The 19,172-nt window shown below is 42.0% G+C and carries 14 protein-coding genes; 8 read left to right on the forward strand and 6 right to left on the reverse strand.

Annotation, left to right across the window (positions count from 1 at the left end; genetic code table 11):
- Nucleotides 1–107: 107 nt before the first annotated feature.
- The 3 genes from HG267_RS15085 to HG267_RS15095 form a co-directional block, all read right to left on the reverse strand.
- Complete coding sequence (locus tag HG267_RS15085) at nucleotides 108–893, reverse strand: class II glutamine amidotransferase (protein ID WP_045872100.1); 786 nt, start codon at nucleotides 891–893, stop codon at nucleotides 108–110.
- Between the two features lie 290 nt (nucleotides 894–1,183).
- Nucleotides 1,184–1,786, reverse strand: coding sequence for a HEPN domain-containing protein (locus HG267_RS15090; RefSeq protein WP_045872099.1), 603 nt, complete (start codon nucleotides 1,784–1,786; stop codon nucleotides 1,184–1,186).
- A 10-nt stretch (nucleotides 1,787–1,796) separates the two neighbouring features.
- Complete coding sequence (locus HG267_RS15095) at nucleotides 1,797–2,831, reverse strand: ParA family protein (protein WP_045872098.1); 1,035 nt, start codon at nucleotides 2,829–2,831, stop codon at nucleotides 1,797–1,799.
- Nucleotides 2,832–3,140: 309 nt separating this feature from the next.
- Here HG267_RS15095 and HG267_RS15100 point away from each other — a divergent pair, with 309 nt between their 5' ends.
- From HG267_RS15100 to HG267_RS15110, 3 genes are all read left to right on the forward strand, one after another.
- Entirely contained in the window at nucleotides 3,141–4,613 is a 1,473-nt protein-coding gene (locus tag HG267_RS15100; RefSeq protein ID WP_045872097.1) for a TldD/PmbA family protein, read from the forward strand.
- 98 nt (nucleotides 4,614–4,711) lie between these two features.
- On the forward strand, nucleotides 4,712–5,077 hold the full coding sequence (locus HG267_RS15105) for a four helix bundle protein (RefSeq protein WP_045872148.1): 366 nt from the start codon (nucleotides 4,712–4,714) through the stop codon (nucleotides 5,075–5,077).
- Between the two features lie 88 nt (nucleotides 5,078–5,165).
- On the forward strand, nucleotides 5,166–6,506 hold the full coding sequence (locus HG267_RS15110; protein ID WP_045872096.1) for a TldD/PmbA family protein: 1,341 nt from the start codon (nucleotides 5,166–5,168) through the stop codon (nucleotides 6,504–6,506).
- Nucleotides 6,507–6,835: 329 nt separating this feature from the next.
- On the opposite strand, the gene HG267_RS15115 is transcribed toward HG267_RS15110, so the two are convergent.
- Complete coding sequence (locus tag HG267_RS15115; RefSeq protein WP_045872095.1) at nucleotides 6,836–7,282, reverse strand: pentapeptide repeat-containing protein; 447 nt, start codon at nucleotides 7,280–7,282, stop codon at nucleotides 6,836–6,838.
- A 653-nt stretch (nucleotides 7,283–7,935) separates the two neighbouring features.
- Here HG267_RS15115 and HG267_RS15120 point away from each other — a divergent pair.
- Together HG267_RS15120 and HG267_RS15125 are read left to right on the forward strand one after the other, a co-directional pair.
- A complete protein-coding gene (locus tag HG267_RS15120; protein ID WP_045872094.1) occupies nucleotides 7,936–9,525 on the forward strand; it encodes a B12-binding domain-containing radical SAM protein in 1,590 nt (529 codons plus the stop codon).
- A gap of 63 nt (nucleotides 9,526–9,588) precedes the next feature.
- Nucleotides 9,589–10,338, forward strand: coding sequence for a DUF429 domain-containing protein (locus HG267_RS15125; protein ID WP_045872093.1), 750 nt, complete (start codon nucleotides 9,589–9,591; stop codon nucleotides 10,336–10,338).
- A gap of 119 nt (nucleotides 10,339–10,457) precedes the next feature.
- Here HG267_RS15125 and glgP read toward each other — a convergent pair whose 3' ends face one another.
- Together glgP and HG267_RS15135 are read right to left on the reverse strand one after the other, a co-directional pair.
- Nucleotides 10,458–13,022, reverse strand: coding sequence for an alpha-glucan family phosphorylase (glgP, locus tag HG267_RS15130; protein WP_045872092.1), 2,565 nt, complete (start codon nucleotides 13,020–13,022; stop codon nucleotides 10,458–10,460).
- 529 nt (nucleotides 13,023–13,551) lie between these two features.
- Nucleotides 13,552–13,866: a hypothetical protein gene (locus tag HG267_RS15135; protein ID WP_045872091.1), complete on the reverse strand. Its 315-nt coding sequence runs from the start codon at nucleotides 13,864–13,866 to the stop codon at nucleotides 13,552–13,554.
- 1,160 nt (nucleotides 13,867–15,026) lie between these two features.
- On the opposite strand from HG267_RS15135, the gene HG267_RS15140 reads away from it, so the two are divergent.
- The 3 genes from HG267_RS15140 (at nucleotide 15,027) to HG267_RS15150 (ending at nucleotide 19,093) form a co-directional block, all read left to right on the forward strand.
- Nucleotides 15,027–15,716, forward strand: coding sequence for an acyltransferase (locus HG267_RS15140; protein ID WP_045872090.1), 690 nt, complete (start codon nucleotides 15,027–15,029; stop codon nucleotides 15,714–15,716).
- Between the two features lie 307 nt (nucleotides 15,717–16,023).
- A complete protein-coding gene (locus tag HG267_RS15145; RefSeq protein WP_071989442.1) occupies nucleotides 16,024–16,140 on the forward strand; it encodes a photosystem II reaction center protein I in 117 nt (38 codons plus the stop codon).
- A gap of 358 nt (nucleotides 16,141–16,498) precedes the next feature.
- Nucleotides 16,499–19,093 (forward strand): DUF3769 domain-containing protein, encoded by a 2,595-nt coding sequence (locus tag HG267_RS15150; protein WP_045872089.1) that lies wholly within the window; start codon nucleotides 16,499–16,501, stop codon nucleotides 19,091–19,093.
- Nucleotides 19,094–19,172: the final 79 nt, after the last annotated feature.

The raw sequence follows: 19,172 nt of genomic DNA on the forward strand, positions 1-19,172 counted from the left end.
ATTAGATGACTAAGTAAGTCGGTGAAAACAAATCTCAGAAACGTTAATAGACTTGAAATCCTTACCAATGACAAATCACCAATGACAAATGACCGCCTTAGCTATCTTTAATTGCACCGCTCTACTGATTTTATTGGTAAACCATCCTGAAACACTAGGAGTTGTCCGGGTTCCAAAATTGTCCAAACTTCATTGTCAGTCAGGGGAGTAGTGGCAATAATGGCGACGCGATCGCGTGGTGAAGTCAACTCGCGAAAATCCACTGTCATATCCTGATCGATTAAATGAGCTGCTGCAAACGGCGCTTGGCGTACTATATAGCTTAGTTTAGTGGAACAGTAAGCAAAAAAGTGTTCCCCATCCGATAGTAAGTAATTAAACACGCCCTGTGCTGCAATCTCAGCAGTAACTTTACTGAGGGTAGAATACAGTTCTTCTAGCGGTGGCTTTCCTTCAGGAAACTTTTGCCGCAAAGTTTCTAAGATGATACAGAATGCCTTTTCGCTATCGGTATCGCCCACAGCTTTATAAAAGCCCATATTCGCCGGATTAAAGTCTGGTAAATTGCCGTTATGAGCAAATACCCAATATCTACCCCAAAGTTCTCTTTGGAAAGGGTGACAATTTTGCAAAGCGATGTCACCTTGTGTAGCTTTGCGAATATGAGCAATTACATGAGTAGAATGAATCGGATAACGTCTGACTAAATCTGCCACTGGTGAATGAACAGAGGCTTTAGCATCTAAAAAAATCCGACATCCTTTACCTTCAAAAAAAGCAATACCCCAACCATCGCAATGATCGTCAGTTCTTCCTCCCCGAAGAGAAAAACCTTCAAAAGAAAAGCAGATATCTGTTGGGGTATTGCAATTCATTCCCAGCAGTTGACACATTGTAAAAACCCAGGCCTGGACTATGGAATTACAATACTTCAGATCGCTGCAAAATTTCTGGTGCGATCGCATCAATCTGGGAATTTATCTTGAACGCGCCAATCTTGCATTTTTATTTGAGGAGTAAAACGTCCTAAATTTTAGAAAAATTTACAACTGTGATGAGTTTGTAACGTAATGCGAAAGTCCTACCCTCACAATAGACCCAGAAGTGAAACAGCGATCACAGCTAACAGCTATCAATATAGTTATGGTTCAAACTCACGGTTTTATATAAATAATTAGATTTATCACCAAGGTAGAACTATGCCATAAGTTATTTGAATATTTTGTTTCATACCAAGGTCGGTAACATTTACGAGATACTGTAACAGTGCATCAACATCCTTTATAGCTTTAGCCGTGAGTCTAACTTTTCCAGTTGGTGTTTGTGTCCATGAATATGCAGGAATGGGAAAGCCATGTGCAAAACTGTGTCTTACTTGCAAAATATCGTTTAGCATTTGTCGAGTGGCTAGTGCGTTCATGCTTCTTCTTGACCATACCCAATCGTTGATAGGGTCGTAACCAGTATATTGAACCAGAAGATTACGTGAATTTTCCGCATTTGGCGTATTAAATTGTTTAAGTGATCGCTCTGCTGCATTGTTAGCAATAGAATGAACAGCATGAAAATGTGGGTTTAAAGGGTTTGCAGTGACATCAAAAAAGTTACGAACCAGTTCCTCAATATAAGCTTCCCATCCTGCAACAAACATTGCTAAGGCTGAATGGTAATAAACTTGAGTTTGGCTATTTAAAATTGGGCGCAAGCGGGGATCTATTGCAGTATCACGTAGAACACGAGCCTTTTGAGCCGCTATATCGTACTTTAATGCTGCTGGTGATGGCACGGTGATGCTCTCAAAGACAATTTACAAACGCTTCAAGTGCATCTCGATACCTCTGCAATGGCTCTGGATTTAATTGAACTCGCTCCTCACCAATTTTTTTAGGGCCTGGTTTGATTTTGTGCAAAGGTGTACCAGTTGTTGCAGCCACAACACAAGCACTGTGATAATCAGGAATTTCAATAAAACTTTGGCTCGGTAAGTCTTTAGGGCTAGCAAAAATCTGACGATTTTTCTGATGTATATCATCCATAGTTTTCTTAATAATTTTGTTTATAGCTATAAATGCAGATGCTGCTTTACCTTCATACATAGTCACTCTATTACTCACAAAAGTATGTAATTTTGGCACTGATACACCTTCTTCTTTTGCACGTTTAGCAAAGCTAATTCTTGCATAGGGCGCAGTGTTAGGATCGGTGATTCCATATAAAAGTGCAACCACATTCTCAATTGCACGACGCGAACTGTCATCCGCAGTAAACGGAATAACCACACCTTCTGCTGCAACTAGACCAAGCTGTGTATATACAGCAAAGCTAGGGTTACAATCGATTAAGAATAAAGTATCTCTTTCTCCACTAAATGTACGTAGAGCAACTGTTAAATCTCGAATCCAACTCAGCACCTGTTTCCAAGCATCAATCGGTATTTGTAATTGAGAAGTTTGTCTAATTGCCTCAGAAATGATTTCAAGAAGATTGTCTCCACATATAAGCCTTAAATTGTCAGGTATTTGCGGGTTGAACTCTCTTGGCTCACATACATAAGGAGATATGTCTGTAATCATTCGGAAGGGGGAATTAAGACGTGCTTCTATATAGCCAGCCACAGTTGCACGCGGTGTTTTGCTGCTTAAAGAATGTAGTGCTTTTGGACTATTAAGATATCCTCCTAATAGAGTTTCTGAGACATTGGCTTGAGGACATAGGTCAATTACATAAACATCTGTATCGGAGTGTCGGTGAGCATATTCAGCAGCAGCCACAAAGCAAAGAAAGCTCTTTCCTACGCCACCTTTGTTATTCCAAAAAGCATACGAACTCATTTTTATATTCCTTTTTTAGATCAAATAGTTCCTGCTGATATTGGCAATGCTGCGGAACTTTCCTTTTATTGTTGCAGAATAAAGTTGAGGAAACTGTATTTTATCTCGACTGCGCCATGAAAGCGATCACTCTCTCCATTTACAATTTTTGTGCCTACCTTTGGCTTTGTTTAAATGAGGCTCTCAATTTTATAGGTGAGGAAACCCCTACAGCTTAACTGCCGACTGCGTCTTTCACTGATTTGTTAGACTTAACACACCAGGAACTTTCGGTCAAATCTCTGAATACGCCAGCAGAAGAGGCTATAAATGCTTACAAGTACGCTACTTCTCTCGAACCAACTGCCCAATTTACAGTATTCCTCCACATCGGAACAATTCGATGACACTTGGGAAGCTCCTCTAGCTACCCTATTAGGATTAGGACGGGCTGCTGGTGCGGATTTTGTGGAATTTTTTCTAGAGCGTCGCAACTATATTAGTTGCCTTGCTGAAGATGACTCAATTACCAGTATTTCACCTAGCCTCGCCACAGGTGCGGGAGTTAGAGTCTTTCGCGGTAAAGCTGATTGCTACGTCAGTACCAATAATCTGACATTTTCCGGTTTGAAAGCAGCCTTAGAAAAAGGTCTTTCTATCCTGGGATTACAATTACCTGCACCTAACGCTTTTATCCCAGAAATCAATCTAGAATTACTCCGAGACTACGCCACAAAAAGAGGTAAAGATGGGTGGTTACCTCTGTGTAGCTCTATCCGAGAAATGGGAGAAATTCTACTTGATGGTACAGCCCAATTGCAACGCAAAGCTAGCCACGTGCAATCACGCCGCGCTACTTACTTCCGCGATTGGCAAGAAGTATTAGTTGCAGCTAGTGATGGTACTTTTGCTCGTGATATTCGCCTCACCCAATCGGTAGGATTTAACCTGTTGTGTGCAGATGGAGCTAATCGCGCCTCCATTGGTGAACGTGCTGGTAATACCAGTGATGCCAATTTCCTGAGAACTTGGGATTATCAACAAGCCGCCGAGCAAATATCTGAATCTGCTGGTAAAATGCTCTATGCCGATTACGTAGAATCTGGCACATACCCCATTATCATGGCTAATCACTTTGGCGGGGTAATCTTCCACGAAGCTTGCGGACACTTATTAGAAACTACTCAAATTGAACGTAATACTTCTCCCTTTGCTGACAAAAAAGGTGAGAAAATTGCCCACGAAAGCCTCACAGCTTGGGATGAAGGGCGAGCTGACAATGCCTTCGGCACAATAGACATGGATGATGAAGGTATGCCTGCTCAAAGAACATTATTAATAGAAAAAGGCGTTCTGAAAAACTTCTTAGCAGACAGAACAGGTTCTTGGCGGACTGGACATCCTAGAACCGGAAGCGGTCGCCGTCAAAATTATACCTTTGCTGCTGCTAGCCGGATGCGAAATACTTACATCGCTACTGGTGAATATAGTATTGATGATTTATTTAGCTCTATTGATAAAGGCATTTACTGCAAGAAAATGGGTGGTGGTAGCGTAGGTGCTACTGGTCAATTTAACTTTGGTGTTGATGAAGCTTATTTGATTGAAAATGGCAAAATCACCAAACCATTAAAAGGAGCAATTCTGATTGGGGAAGCAACAGAAATTATGAATAAAATTTCCATGTGTTCTCAAGATTTAGAGCTAGCACCTGGTTTCTGTGGTTCCGTTAGCGGTAGTATCTACACCACAGTAGGACAGCCACATATTAAGGTCGATTCTATTACCGTAGGTGGACGTTAAGGAATTTTAGATTTTGCGTTCGCGTAGCGTGTCGAAGACAAAAGTTGCGTGCGGGGGTTCCCCCCGTTGAGCAAACTTTTCAAGACGGATTTTGGATTGTGAACGAAAAGCAGTTTAAAGATAGAACAAAGCAGCTTGGGTTGCGAGTTATTTATCTAGTTGAGGCACTACCACAAACTAGAACTGCTGATGTAATTGGTAAACAGGTGTTACGTTCAGCTACTTCTGTAGGTGCTAATTATCGAGCAGCTTGTCGAGCCAAATCTACAGCCGATTTGATTGCCAAACTTAGCATTGTAGAAGAAGAAGCTGATGAAACACTTTATTGGTTAGAGATTCTAGTTGAAGCGGGAATGATTTCAGCAGATAAACTAACCAACCTGATGCAAGAAACTGCTGAAATTCTAGCTATGACTGTTGCATCAATCAAAACCCTCAAAGAAAAGCACAAATCCAAAATCTGAATCCTAAAATCTATAATTCACAACACAGTAGCCAAACCTCAAATAAATCCAAAATCTAAAATCCAAAATCCAAAATCCAAAATTGACTATGGCGACTATCAACGAAATTGCAAATTACGCCAAGGAAAATGCAGAGAAGCTTGGCATTAAAAAATTCGATATTTATGGCTCCACTGTAGACGAAACTAGTGTGCAAGTAGACCAAGGTGAGCCAAAACAAGTTAAAGCTTCCAATCGTTCTGGTGTTACAGTTCGTGTTTGGAATGAAGACAATACAATGGGTGTTACCAGCACCACAGATGTAGACCCTAAAGGATTAGAATTAGCATTGAAAACTGCTTATGAAGCTAGTTTCTTTGGTGTCAAGGAAAATGTGCCTGATTTTAGCCCAGAAGCGACAGTTCCTATCGACAATACACCCCACGATAAAGCAGCACAAGCACCTGTTTCTGAACTGATAGAAAAACTAATAGTAGCTGAAAAAGAATTACTTTCAGCGCACCCAGCAATTAAAGGCGTACCTTATAATGGCTTGGCACAAAGAGATATTGACCGTTTTTATCTCAATAGTGAAGGTGCAGCCAGAATTGAGTCCCATTCCATAGCATCAGTTTATCTTTACAGCAAAACTGAAGAGGAAGGGAAAAAACCACGCAGTGCGGGTGCTTTTAGAATTAACCGTGGTGTAGAAAATCTCGATATTAATGGTTGCATTCAAGAAACAGCCGAGAAAACTATCAGTCACTTGAACTATGAAAAAATTAAGACTGGTAAATATCTAGTTGTTTTCTCTCCCGAAGCTTTCTTAAGTTTATTGGGCGCTTTTTCTAACTTATACAACGCTCAAAATATTTTAGACAATCAAAGCTTATCTACCCCTGATGATTTAGGTAAGCAAATCGCTTCGCCTCTACTTTCAGTAGCAGATGATGCATTGCATCCTGCTAACATTGGCGCAGAAAGTTTTGATGGTGAAGGTACACCAACTCGCCGCATTTCCCTAATTGAAAAAGGCGTATTAACCAGCTTTCTACACAGTGCTGGAACTGCGAAAAGAATGAACGCCCAACCCACAGGAAACGCTAGCATTGGTGCAAAAGTTAGTGTTAGTCCTAACTTTTTTCATGTATTTAGAGCCGCCGAGCCTGAGCAAGAATTAAGCTTAGAAACTGCTGAGAATGTGGTTTTAATTGATGATTTGCAAGCTCTCCATGCTGGGGTAAAAGCTTTACAAGGTTCGTTTTCTTTACCTTTTGATGGTTGGTTAATCAATAAAGGTGTGAAGACGAGTATTGAATCAGCCACGGTTGCGGGTGATTTCTTAGAAGTTATGAAATCTATTGTTTGTGTAGAAAAAGAAGCTGAGTTAACACCAGGCGGCGTTTGTCCTCGCATCTGGGTTAATGAACTCTCAATTACCGGAGATTAGCATTTAAAAGTTAGGAGTAGATTAATACTCCTAAACTTTTGCTTTGAATAAGATAAATTCTTTGTGTGGGCACGGCACCAGTAAGATAATTGAGTATACCAAAAGATTATGGATGCCGTGCCCCTACCTATCTGTCACATTCTTTTTCAAAATGGTATTAGTTTGCTTTCCCATTTGCGGAGCGTTCCATAGAAAAGGGGTACACAACAAAATCCCAAATTGTCCGACACAAATTTAAACAATGATTGCGACAGATGGAGTCACACAAGTATCAACTAGACAGCTATTCACAATCCAAAATCCAAAATCCAAAATCCAAAATTGTGTGACTATTCTTCTCCGCCACCGATACCGAGATTGATATCAAATCCATCAGCACCCGTTAAATTAGTTCCAATCATCACAGCGCCATCTACTTGAGCATTATGTAGATGAGAATCGCTTAAATCAGCATTAGTCAAGTTAGCGTTATTGAAGCTGGTACCACTGGCGAAGGCTTTTGTTAAATTCGCCGCTTCTAAATTTGCGCCTGCTAAATCAGCACCTTCTAAATTTGCGCCTTTTAAATTAGCACCTTTTAAATTTGCGTTTCTCAAATCAGCGCCAATTAAGTGAGCGCCGCTAAGATTCACACCTGTTAAATCACATCCAGAACAGGCTCCGGTTTGTAATAAACGTTTTACTTGAGTTTGGGTTTCACCTGCTTGAGCAGAAATTGGAGCAGCTAAAGATAGTGTGCTAAATAAGGCTATTGCTGTCAACAATGTCTGTCTCATAATTCTTCCTCCCTGCAGTTTTAAAAGCTCAACCATCAGTAAAAGATTTACGGATGTGTTTTACTAAAGCAACTGTGTGTGTTAATTGGTAATATATTTCACTCTTACAATTTCATTTTCTCAAATTACAGAATTATGTCCTCATACTACCGAGGTAATTAATTACTTCAATATTGTTTACTTACTCATACCAAGGTTATATTAATGTAAGCAAAAGCTTTTATTTGTAAGTATTTGAGGATTAAATAGAAAATAATTCACTCAGTAACTTTGCAAGTATAATAATAAAATATACCTTTTAGGTGAGAATAATTTGGAATATCAACTGACCCAGAGAAGTGCATAAATACACATTAAACATGCCTACAGATAGAGGCGATCAAATAAATAATCTGCTAAAATTACTGAGCAAACATAATCTATAAATAGAGTTTGAAAATATCTCAAAATATCTATTTAATACCAAAGTATTTTCTAATCAATTACATACAGCAAATTGCTTTGTTAGGTACAGATAATGTACCAGCGTTGTAGCCACTGCGATCGCGAATTATTCGTTGAGAAATCTATTGTAGGGACTAGCGCCAAGGCTGTAACTAATCCCTGCATCTTGATTTAGTTCAAAGTCCACTACAGATGCTCTAAGGATATTTATGAAAGCACTATTGCTTTATCCCCAGTTTCCTCAGTCCTTTTGGTCTTACGATCGCTTTATGGAAATTGCAGGTTTAAAGGCGGCGATTCCCCCATTGGGGATTATTACTGTTGCTGCACTTTTACCTGAAGATTGGGAAATTAGATTTTGCGATCGCAATGTCAATTTGGAAACGGCAGCGGATTGGCAATGGTGTGATTTGGTAATTCTCTCCGCGATGTTGGTGCAGAAGCCAGATTTCCACGCTTTGATTAAAAAAGCTGTGCAATTGGGCAAAAAAGTTGCAGTTGGTGGCCCTTATCCCACTTCTTTACCGCAGGATGCGCTAGATTCTGGCGCGCATTATCTAATTTTGGATGAGGGAGAAATTACGGTTCCGCTGTTTTTGGCAGCATTGAGTCAAGGTAAAAGCTGCGGAATCTTTCGCGCCTGTGAAAAACCGGATGTAACCCTGAGTCCTATGCCGCGTTTTGACTTGTTAAAGCGCGATGCTTATTTGATGATGGCGATGCAGTTTTCTCGCGGTTGCCCATTTAGCTGCGAATTTTGTGACATCATTACCCTGTATGGGCGGAAACCACGCACCAAAGAACCAAGCCAAGCGATCGCAGAATTGCAAACTCTGTATGATTTAGGATGGCGGGGTTCTCTATTTATTGTTGATGACAACTTTATTGGTAATCAACGTAACGTCAAACGTTTCTTAAGAGAATTGATTCCTTGGGTAAAGCAACATAATTACCCTTTCACCTTCATCACAGAAGCTTCTGTGAATTTGGCAGAAGATGACGAACTACTACATTTAATGCGAGAAGCAGGTTTTTATGCAGTCTTCCTGGGGATTGAAACCCCGGATCAAGATAGCTTGCAAGTGACAAACAAATTACAAAATACTCGCAATCCCCTGATTGCAGCTTGTCGCAAAATTAATCAAGCGGGAATGTTGATATATGCAGGGTTTATCCTCGGTTTTGATGGCGAACGCACAGGTGCAGGAAACCGAATTCAAGCTTTTGTAGAACAAACCAGTATTCCTCAACCCATGTTGGGTATTCTCCAAGCTTTACCCAATACTGCTTTATGGAACCGCCTGCAACAAGAACAGCGTTTAGTTACGGGTGTGGGTGCAACGGAAGTAGGAGATCAGAATTCCTTGATGAATTTTAAACCGACTCGCCCCTTAGCGGAAATTGCCAGAGAATATGTAGAAACTTTCTGGACTTTGTATGAACCGCAAAACTATCTCAGACGTTGTTTTCAGCAATGTCTCAATATTGGCTCAAGAACAGAGGGAAAACAAACCATGCAGTTTTCTCCAGGTCAAGGATTGCGCCTGGTTGTAAAATTAATTTGGCTGCAAGGCTTCCAAAGAGCAGAAATTCGCGGACAGTTCTGGCGACAACTGTGGATAATTCTGATGAAAAAGCCGCAAGTTCTCAATATGTATTTGGGTTTATGCGCTGCTGGCGAACATTTTTGGGAGTATCGCGTTTTAGCCAGAAAACGGATTACTCAACAATTAGGCTACGATCCTTTGGCAACTGCGGCATCACCTCAGCCAGAACCAGTGCTAGTGAAGCTTTCATGATTGTTTAAAATACGCGTAGGATGCGTTATTAACGCATCCTAACCAAGTATGAAATAATAAACGATGAAATTTTTAGGTATTGATTTAGGTTGGAAATCGCAACCAAGCGGATTATGCTGTTTAGAATTAATTGATGGCAAATTACAAATTCTGGATTTAGACAGGAAAGATGCGATCGCAGATATTCTCGCTTGGATTGATACTTTTGTTCCAGCAGAGGAACCAGCACTCATCGCCGTAGATGCACCGACTCTCATTCCCAACGCCGATGGTAGCCGTCTTCCTGATAAACTCACTCATAAATATTTTGGTAAATATCATGCGGGATGTTACCCAGCGAATTTGGGTTTAGCTTTTGCAGCGCGCACTGTCAACTTTGGCTTGGAATTAGAATCTTGGGGTTTTGCACACGCACCCAGTATTGAACCGCAAAAACCCAGTAGATATCAAATCGAAGTGTTTCCCCACCCGGCGATTGTTAACTTATTCAATTTAGAACGAATTCTGAAATACAAAAAAGGACGCTTGGGCGATCGCCGTTTAGAACTGCTCAAACTCTATAATTATATTGGGGAAATCTTGCCCACTCTAGAACCGCCGCTACATTCTCTGACTCTGAGTAGTTCGTTTTTACCAGAAATTCCCCACACAGGTGCAGCACTCAAAGCTGTTGAAGATAAATTAGATAGCCTCATCTGCGCTTATGTAGCTGCACATTGGTGGTATTGGGGTGAACAACGTAACTTAGTGCTAGGCGATCGCACTACTGGTTACATTGTCGTCCCCCAAAGAATTTTGGATTTTAGATTTTAGATTTTGGATTGCTAATCTAAAATCTGTCTTGAAAAGTTTGCTCAACGGGGGGAACCCCCGCACGCAACTTTTGTCTGCGACACGCTACGCGAACGCAAAATCCAAAATCTAAAATGGGCTTATTCAGCCCAAGCAATTAACCTCGGTTCGTAAGAGTTCGACAAATGCGGGTGTTTTGGTAACACGCGCAAAGACAAGCCTTGCAAACCAGAGACGGTGTAAATGATATTAGCGGTGTAAACACTTAAACCCTGTGTATCTTCGCCTTGGTAATCCATGACCACGGGTAAAGCGTTGACTATATCACCATTAGCATCAATTGCTCCTTGGTAAAGTTCCACCTGGACATCTTTGTTTGTTAAAGTTGCCAAATCTACTTTGGCTTTGACTGCAACGGTTTGGTTAACTTCAATATCTGCTGATGCTGATACGTCAATATCTTTGATTTTGATACTAAACCAGTGATCGCTGAGATTAGCTTTCCACGCGGCTAGTTCTTTAGCTGGCGCGTAATTATTCGCAGTCAGGGTATGGAAGCGATCGCTAGCTGAGAAGTAAGCACGTTGAGCATATTCTCGCACCATGCGGGCGGTGTTGAAGAATGGACAATTCAGGCGAATTGCATCTTTCATTTTGGCTACCCAAGCACGGGGTAAGCCATCAGCATCGCGGTGATCGTAGAATAAGGGCACAACTTCTTTCTCTAACAAATCGTAGAGCGCGTTGGCTTCGACTTCATCCTGATAATTGGGATCTTCGTAATTTTCACCATGTCCGATCGCCCAACCGGTGCGAACGTAATCAGCTTCATCCCACCAACCATCAAGGACGCTTAAATTGGGTAAGCCGTTCATAGCGGCTTTCATCCCGCTAGTACCGGAAGCTTCCCGGGGACGGCGGGGTGTATTTAACCAGATATCGCAACCAGCCACCATTAACCGCGAGATGTGGATGTCGTAATTGGGAACAAATACAACTTGTTTTTCTAAATGTTGTTCACGGATGAAATGGTTGATATCACGGATGAGTTCTTTACCGGGAATATCTTTGGGGTGCGCTTTCCCAGCAATCACAAATTGGACTTTGCGGTTTTTGTCACCCAGCAGAATCCGCCTGATTCTTTCTAAATCGCGCATCCACAAGGTAGCACGTTTGTAGGTAGCAAAACGGCGGGCAAAACCAATGGTTAAAACGTTGGGATCTAAAACTTCCTGTGCTTGAGCAATTTCTGAACCTGACGCACCGCGATCGCGTAAATGCTTGACTAAATGATCTCGCACATACAAAACCATATCCAAGCGACAGCGTTCGTGATTGCGCCACAATTCCTCATCGGGAATCGCGTCCATCCTCTCCCACAATTGATTATCTGGTGGTGCTGATGACCAGTTTGGCCCTAAATAGCGATCGTACAACTCTTGTGTAGATTTTGCTACACAACTCCGTGCATGAACACCGTTAGTAATAGCTGCGATCGGCACTTCTTCAACTGGAACCTTCTTCCACAACCCTTGAAACATCTGGCGCGATACCACACCATGCAACTGCGCTACACCATTAGAAAATGTCGCCATTTTCAGCGCCAACACCGCCATACTAAAGGGTGCAGATAAATCACCTGTATTTTCTCGTCCCAGTCCTAAAAATTGTTCTTCAGGTAAGTTGAAGATATCTGCATAGTATCTCAGGTAGTCCAAGATTTTCTGGGGCGGGAACAAGTCAATCCCGGCGGGAACTGGAGTATGGGTAGTGAAAATATTACTGGAAGCTACTACTTGTTTCGCATCATCATAATGCAACCCGTCTTCCTGAATCAGCATCCGAATCCGTTCTAGGGCAGAGAAGGCGGCGTGTCCTTCGTTCATGTGGTAAGCAGTAACTTTATACCCCAATGCTTTTAACATCTGCACGCCACCGATACCCAGCATGATTTCCTGGTGGATACGCATATCGATATCCCCACCATACAGCTGGTCGGTAATGTCATGATCGTAGGGGTTGTTGGGTTCAATATTGGTGTCCAATAAATACAATGGCACCGTACCCACCTGTACCCGCCAAACTCTGGCGTACACTTTACGTCCTGGGTACTCTACCGCAATCCGCAATTCTGAACCATCAGAATTACGTTCCAGGTGTAAAGGCATATTGTAGAAATCATTGATGGGATAGCGTTCCTGCTGCCAACCATCGGCGTTAAGATACTGAGCAAAGTATCCTTGTTGGTAGAGTAACCCTACGCCTACTAGGGGTAGCCCTAAATCACTGGCAGATTTCAGGTGATCTCCCGCGAGAACACCCAAGCCTCCCGAATACACAGGTAGACAATCTACTAAGCCAAATTCAGCCGAAAAATAGGCGTAGCATTCCTTGGGTGAATTACTGCGCTGTTTTTGATACCAAGACCGTTCTTGTAAATAATCTTCTAGCTGACGCGCAGCTCTATCCATTTGAGCCAAGAAGCCTTCATCTTCTACAACTTCCAAAAGTCGCCCTTGGCTGATTGTACCTAGCATTAACACTGGGTTATGGTGGCTAGTTTCCCACAAATCGGGATCTAGGCGGCGAAATAAATCTTTGCTCTCAACGTTCCAGTCCCAATGCAAGTTATATGCCAGCCGCCGCAGCGGTTCGAGTCGCGGCGGGAGAGAAGGAGAAACGTTAAATGTACGAATTGGCTGCATAGGTTGGCAAAACTCCAAGTTTAGCTATGGTTATTGTTTACTGTCTTTAGCCAATGTTGCCAATTCTTTATACTACATTTGTGAAAATGCTATGACTTTGTTAAGCATTGAGAATCATTCTTGATAATAGTTCCTAACGTTTACACTATATAGTATTTTTCAGCTTACGTGGTCTTGTTTTGCTGCTCCTGACGCTCGTAAAACTTAACTATTTCCTGAGATTTCAGAATCACTCTCAAGATGACTTTGTGTATTTAATTTTATCCAGTATTTATATTTATTTAAGATTTCCCTCTAGACAGCCTAGAATTACTAAACTCCTCTCTGAGCTTACTTTCGCGGCTTCTAGCTGCAACTAAAAACAGTCTGTTATTAGTTCCAGTAAAAAATAAATTTTTAATTATTTCTTAACAAAACTTTCAGTTACTAATAGTTAATTGAGAGCACAAAACTATTATCATGGCGGTTTTCCTGTGATTTTTTTGATGCAGTAAAGTGTGTTACATTGATAACTAAATGATGTAGTATTTTATGCTCCTAAATAAGGAGAATCATTAGTATTTTTTGGTAGACTCAAAGCCATCGCCGCAACACAAGCAAGTTCCGCAGCCACCTGATAAGCCAGTTTAATATTTGATGCTTTATCCTTAGGGGTAGAGGAAACAGCAGTTTGATGATGGCGTGCTTCTTTGGTGACATCACCCGCCACAACAGCCCGCTGTAAAATAATGTAAGCATCTAAATCATCTGAGTCATAATCACTTGCAAGCAGCGATTGAATCTGATTTTGGGCTGCAATAGTCAAATATCCAGTAGTTAAAGCCTGTTCAACAATTTCTTTCATAAAAAATGCAATTAGAGCTAAGTGTGGTCAACTCTCTTGGCGAGAAGAGTTACTTTGCTAGCCAAGAATCTCTAGGTTTTCTTCAAAATGTATAATGCCGACTGATGAGTACACATCACCCGAATGGGTTATCCAGGCGGGTGATTTACAAATTGTTAGGTAAAAGCGCTCAGGCAATTCTGAATATATGAGCGATGATTAAAGAATTAATGAAAGTAAACTTTAAAACTCTAAAATATTTTTATTTGTATGTATAAAATCTTTCTTCTTATGAAGAGCAAATAAAAATAACAGCTTAATATTGTTATTTTTTTAGCACGAGTTAGAGGAACCAATTAATTTATTATAGCGACCCATAAAAAAGAAAATGTGTTATATTGATGGTCACTTGTTGTCAAAAGCCACTCATATAATAGCAAGAGTGATTTGTTTTGTACGTAACATCTGTGTGCAACATGATTAGAGCAGCATACTCTAGAAATTCGTTGCAAGAAAGCCGTCATAATAGTCGGGGAAGCGCTTACTTGTTTGCACCGATGGTTAATTTTAATGTGATGGCTGAAGTCGGAGACACTCCACCCTAGGCGGTTTTTACTAGGGCATAAATACTCATAATTATTTAACAATAATTACATTTTGAGCAAAATGTAAATTTTGCTAGCTTGGCTATATAGAAATCCTCAATCTAGTGGTCTTTCCCATGAATTTTGATGAGTTTTTAGATCCCCGACTTCTTGAATAAGTCGGGGATCTCACAGCGCCGCAAAATTAATGAGATGAAATGAAGCACTAGGATGAAAACATTCCATAGGAATTCTATTTTTATCAAAAAATGTAATTTTGTTAACATTAATACTTGGCTATAGCTTGAGTATTGCATAGCATTTCGCTACAACTAAGTTTTGAAATTAAGCAACTAGAAATCAGCAATATATTGGCTAATGCTTAATCAGCATATTCCTCTTCACTAAACCAATTGTGCAGTCTATGTAGTCGGTTTTTGAGAGCTAACTACTTAATATGCATTTTTGTTGCTCAAAACTATGGCAACACTGCGATTGAGAAATATTCAAGATAAATGGCATTGGTATAACCCGAAATCTATTAACGACAAATTATCTTGACGAGTCAAAAAAAATCTATTCGAGACAAATTTAACTATGAAAAATCAGCAATATTTTGCCAAAATTCAGCGCTTAGAGGAAATTATTGTCACAACCTTACTAGGAGAAATTCCTGCACTGCTACTAGGACCAAAGTTACGAAATTTTGCTTATCGCAGTATCTTTGCTCGCTTAGATAGTCCGGTTTATATTCAAAATGGTGTGGAATTTATTAGCACTGATTGCATTGAAATCGGCAAGAATGTATTTATCTTTAAAGGTGTGCGGATAGATGCTAGAGGCAACAACAATAGAATTTATTTAGGAAATAAAGTCGCAATTGAGCGCAATGTAGATATTGGTTCTTTGGATAATACTTCTATATATATTGATGATGAAACATTCATTGGCCCGAATGTGTGTATTGCTGGCCCTGGGGATATTAGAATTGGCAAACACTGCATGATTGCATCCCACTCGGGAATATATGCGAATAATCACAATTTTGCCGATCCAATTGAGCCAATCAGAAACCAAGGGATCAGCCGCCAGGGAATCGTCATTGAGGATAACTGTTGGTTAGGGCATGGAGTCACTGTATTAGATGGAGTCACTATCGGTAAAGGCAGCGTCATTGGTGCAGGCGCAGTTGTGAGCAAAGATATTCCTCCCTTTTCTGTAGCTGTAGGTATACCTGCAAAAGTGATTAAAAGCCGCATGGGTGAGGGGGTGGAGGTTAGGGGATGAGGGAGATGAGGGAGATGAGGGGAGAAATTATTATTACCAATTACCCAACACCAAACAACTTTTTTGTCTACAACTGGAAACCTAAACCGTGAGCCAACGTCACAAGAGTAGCGAGTCCACAAGTTCTTGATTGGGAATATCTCAAAGATAGATAGACAACAACAGCAAAAACAAATACTCGACCTGTCTCAATAGAGTCCTCCAAAAAAGGTACGAGATTTGGGTAATATAAAGGAGCTATCTTTTCTGCATAGCAGATACCGAGAGAGAGATTTGCTGTTTCTCATACCTTTTGGAGATATCTCTGATGCTTACTTTAAAAATCGTTGTTTATATTGTTGTTGCCTTCTTTGTGACTATCTTCGTTTTGGGATTCTTGTCTAACGATCCAGCTCGTAACCCCGGTCGTCGGGATTTCGAGTAAAAACGCGATCGCTCATCCGCGTAGAATTGCCGGAAGGCGGAAGACACCAGAAGCTATGGACACTTGCTATGGGGTTCCCCACGCCAGTTGGCTAATCTATGTTGTAGATTCGGTTTTGAGGTTAATCTCTCACTGCCCAGACACATCAATAAATAGTCAAAGCTAACGGCATTTGCTACAAAGGAGGGAACCCTAAATTTTGTCCAACAGGAAGCCCTCCTGGCGGATTCTTGTAGTGCAAAAGTGTCCATCTCCGGCCAGCTTGCTGCAAATAGGCAGAAGGCATAGTCGGAAGGCAATAGGTGTATTCTCCTTCCGGCTACTAATTGGCTATTTGTTTGCTTGATTGTGCTGAAATATGCTTCATCCCGTCCTGCCTCCCGCTCTGCCTCCCGTGGCGGAAGCGTTACAACCTGCAAATCCTACCGCATCTGCTATTGATACTAAGTTCAAATTATCTGTAGCAGCCGATACTGGTAAGCAGTCAAATTCAGAGAAATCCCAGCCGCAACAAGCAACGCCGCAGCCTCCAACTGTGGGGGAAAAATCTCAACCTCAGCCCGATGCCAACAAGTTGACGCGGGAAAAATTAGTAGTTTCTCCAAATCTCCATCAACCAAATCCACTAAAAACTGTTCCACCGGACTTGTCGCCCCCGAATGCGCCAATGAGTGCGGCGTTATTAGGGGAGCCGATGGGCATTGCTTACCCACAGCAAAATGAGAGCGATCGCTTAAATATAGGGGATGCGATTGCACCTAACGCCATCAACAAGGAAAATTTCCCTGCACCTAACGCTACAAACAATCAAGGCTCATTCCCCTCTGCTCAAGTAGCACAGCCTAGCAAGACACCAGCTGCACCCACAACAGTTGCCCAAAACATCCAGCAACCGCCGCAACTCGTACAAAATACGATTGAGTTTAAGTCTCGCAGCCCGACAAACGGCTCCGCAGTGCCTTCAGCTATAGAATTTACCTCTCCTGCGCCAACTCTTCCCACCCCCAGCCAGCCCACAACAGCGCCTCAAGGTGAAACGACAAATCAACAACCAACTCAACCAGCAAATACAACTCCCCCTACCAATACACCGCCTCGACCGAGAACTGTAGAAGTCATTTCCGATCGCCAAGTATTTGACGACCAACGCCGGATTGTGACTGCGGAAGGAAATGTGGTAGTCCGGTTTGATGGGGCTGTAGTTGATGCCGATCGCCTACAAATCAATTTAGACAACTTGATTGCCGTGGGAGAGGGTAATGTCGCCTTAACACGGGGCGATCAGGTGTTGCGAGGACAAAGGTTTACATATAACTTTATTCAAGATAGTGGGCAACTACAAAAAGGTCGCGGCGAAATTTATATGCCCACAGTGGAACAAGATGTGGCATTTTTACCCACAGATGTGACGGCTGGAGGAGTTTCACCGCGTCCGCCTAGCGATCACATTCGCGCCAATCAACCGGTTTCTAATGTCAACAGTCCAGGCGGAATTGATGTCACCGTCGGCGGTAGATCGGGTGCGAGCAATATTCCTCCACCTAAATCGGGGGGTATAATTAAGCGGCTGCGTTTTGAAGCGGAAAATATTGATTTTTACCCACGCGGCTGGCAAGCGCAAGATGTCAGGATCACTAACGACCCCTTTTCACCCCCGGAACTAGTCTTACGGGCATCTAACGTCACGTTAAGCCGAGAATCGCCCTTAGTAGATAACGTTAAAAGTCAGGGAGCACGGTTAGTTTTCGATCAAAACTTTGCTGTTGGTATTCCCCGCGATCAGCAGCGGATTGACCGCCGGGAACGGGAAGTGACTCCCGCAATTGTTTCCCCAGGTTTTGATGGTGATCAACGAGGTGGCTTGTATCTTGAGCGTGGTTTTGATGTTGTAAGTACAGATAAGACACGCTGGACAATTTCGCCACAGTTTTTTGTGCAGAAAGCCGTACAAGATGGCACTGGTGATCTAAGCGCTTTGTTTGGTCTCAGAAGCAGACTGAGCGTGAATTTGAATCCCAAAGCTGTAATTGAGGGCAATGGAGAATTAACCAGTTTTAACCTCAGTAAAGTAGAAGATAACCTCAAAGCCAGCCTGCGTTTACGCCAGCAATTAGGCAATCAAAATCCTCATATCTTGAATTTAGAATACAGCTACCGCGATCGCCTTTATAACGGTACACTTGGCTATCAAACTGTGCAAAGTAGCTTGGGCGGTGTGGTGAGTTCGCCAATCATTCCTCTAGGTAACAGTGGTATTGTCCTGAGCTATCAAGCAGGCGCTCAATATATTAACGCTAATACAGATAGACTCGACTTGTTAGCTGTGGATCGAGACAACGATCGCATTTCCCTCGGTCGCTTGCAAGGGAGTGTGGCCCTGAGTGGAGGTTTGTTGCTATGGCAAGGGCAACCCTTACCCCCCACTGCCACTGCAGGCTTACGATACACACCTAACCCCGTGGTTCCTTACTTGCGAGCGATCGCTGGTATTACAGGCACTACTAGTTACTACACTAACGGCGATAACCAAAGCACCCTCATTGGCACAATTGGTTTAGAAGGGCAAATTGGTCATTTTTCACGCCCTTTTTTCGACTATACCGCCTTTAATGTCAGCTATTCCCAAGGTTTCAACAGTGGGTTATCACCTTTCTTATTTGATCGCGCTGTTGATACTAGAGTGTTGAGTGCAGGAATTACCCAGCAAATCTATGGCCCATTCCGCCTAGGTTTCCAGACATCAGTCAACTTAGATACAGGAAGAGAAAGTAGTACAGATTACATTCTGGAATATAGCCGCCGCACCTACGGGCTGACTTTACGTTACAATCCAGTACTGCAATTAGGCGGTATTAGTTTCCGCATTAGTGACTTTAACTGGAGTGGTGGTACCAATCCATTTTCCGGAGAGAGTGTGAAGCCAGTTGTGGGCGGTGTAACGCAGGAACCTTAGTAGGCAGGTAGGGAGCAGAGGAAGCAGGGGAGAAATATCTATTACCCATTCCCCATTCCCCATTCCCCATTCCCCATTC

Source organism: Tolypothrix sp. PCC 7601 (assembly GCF_025677855.1).
GTDB lineage: Bacteria > Cyanobacteriota > Cyanobacteriia > Cyanobacteriales > Nostocaceae > Aulosira > Aulosira diplosiphon.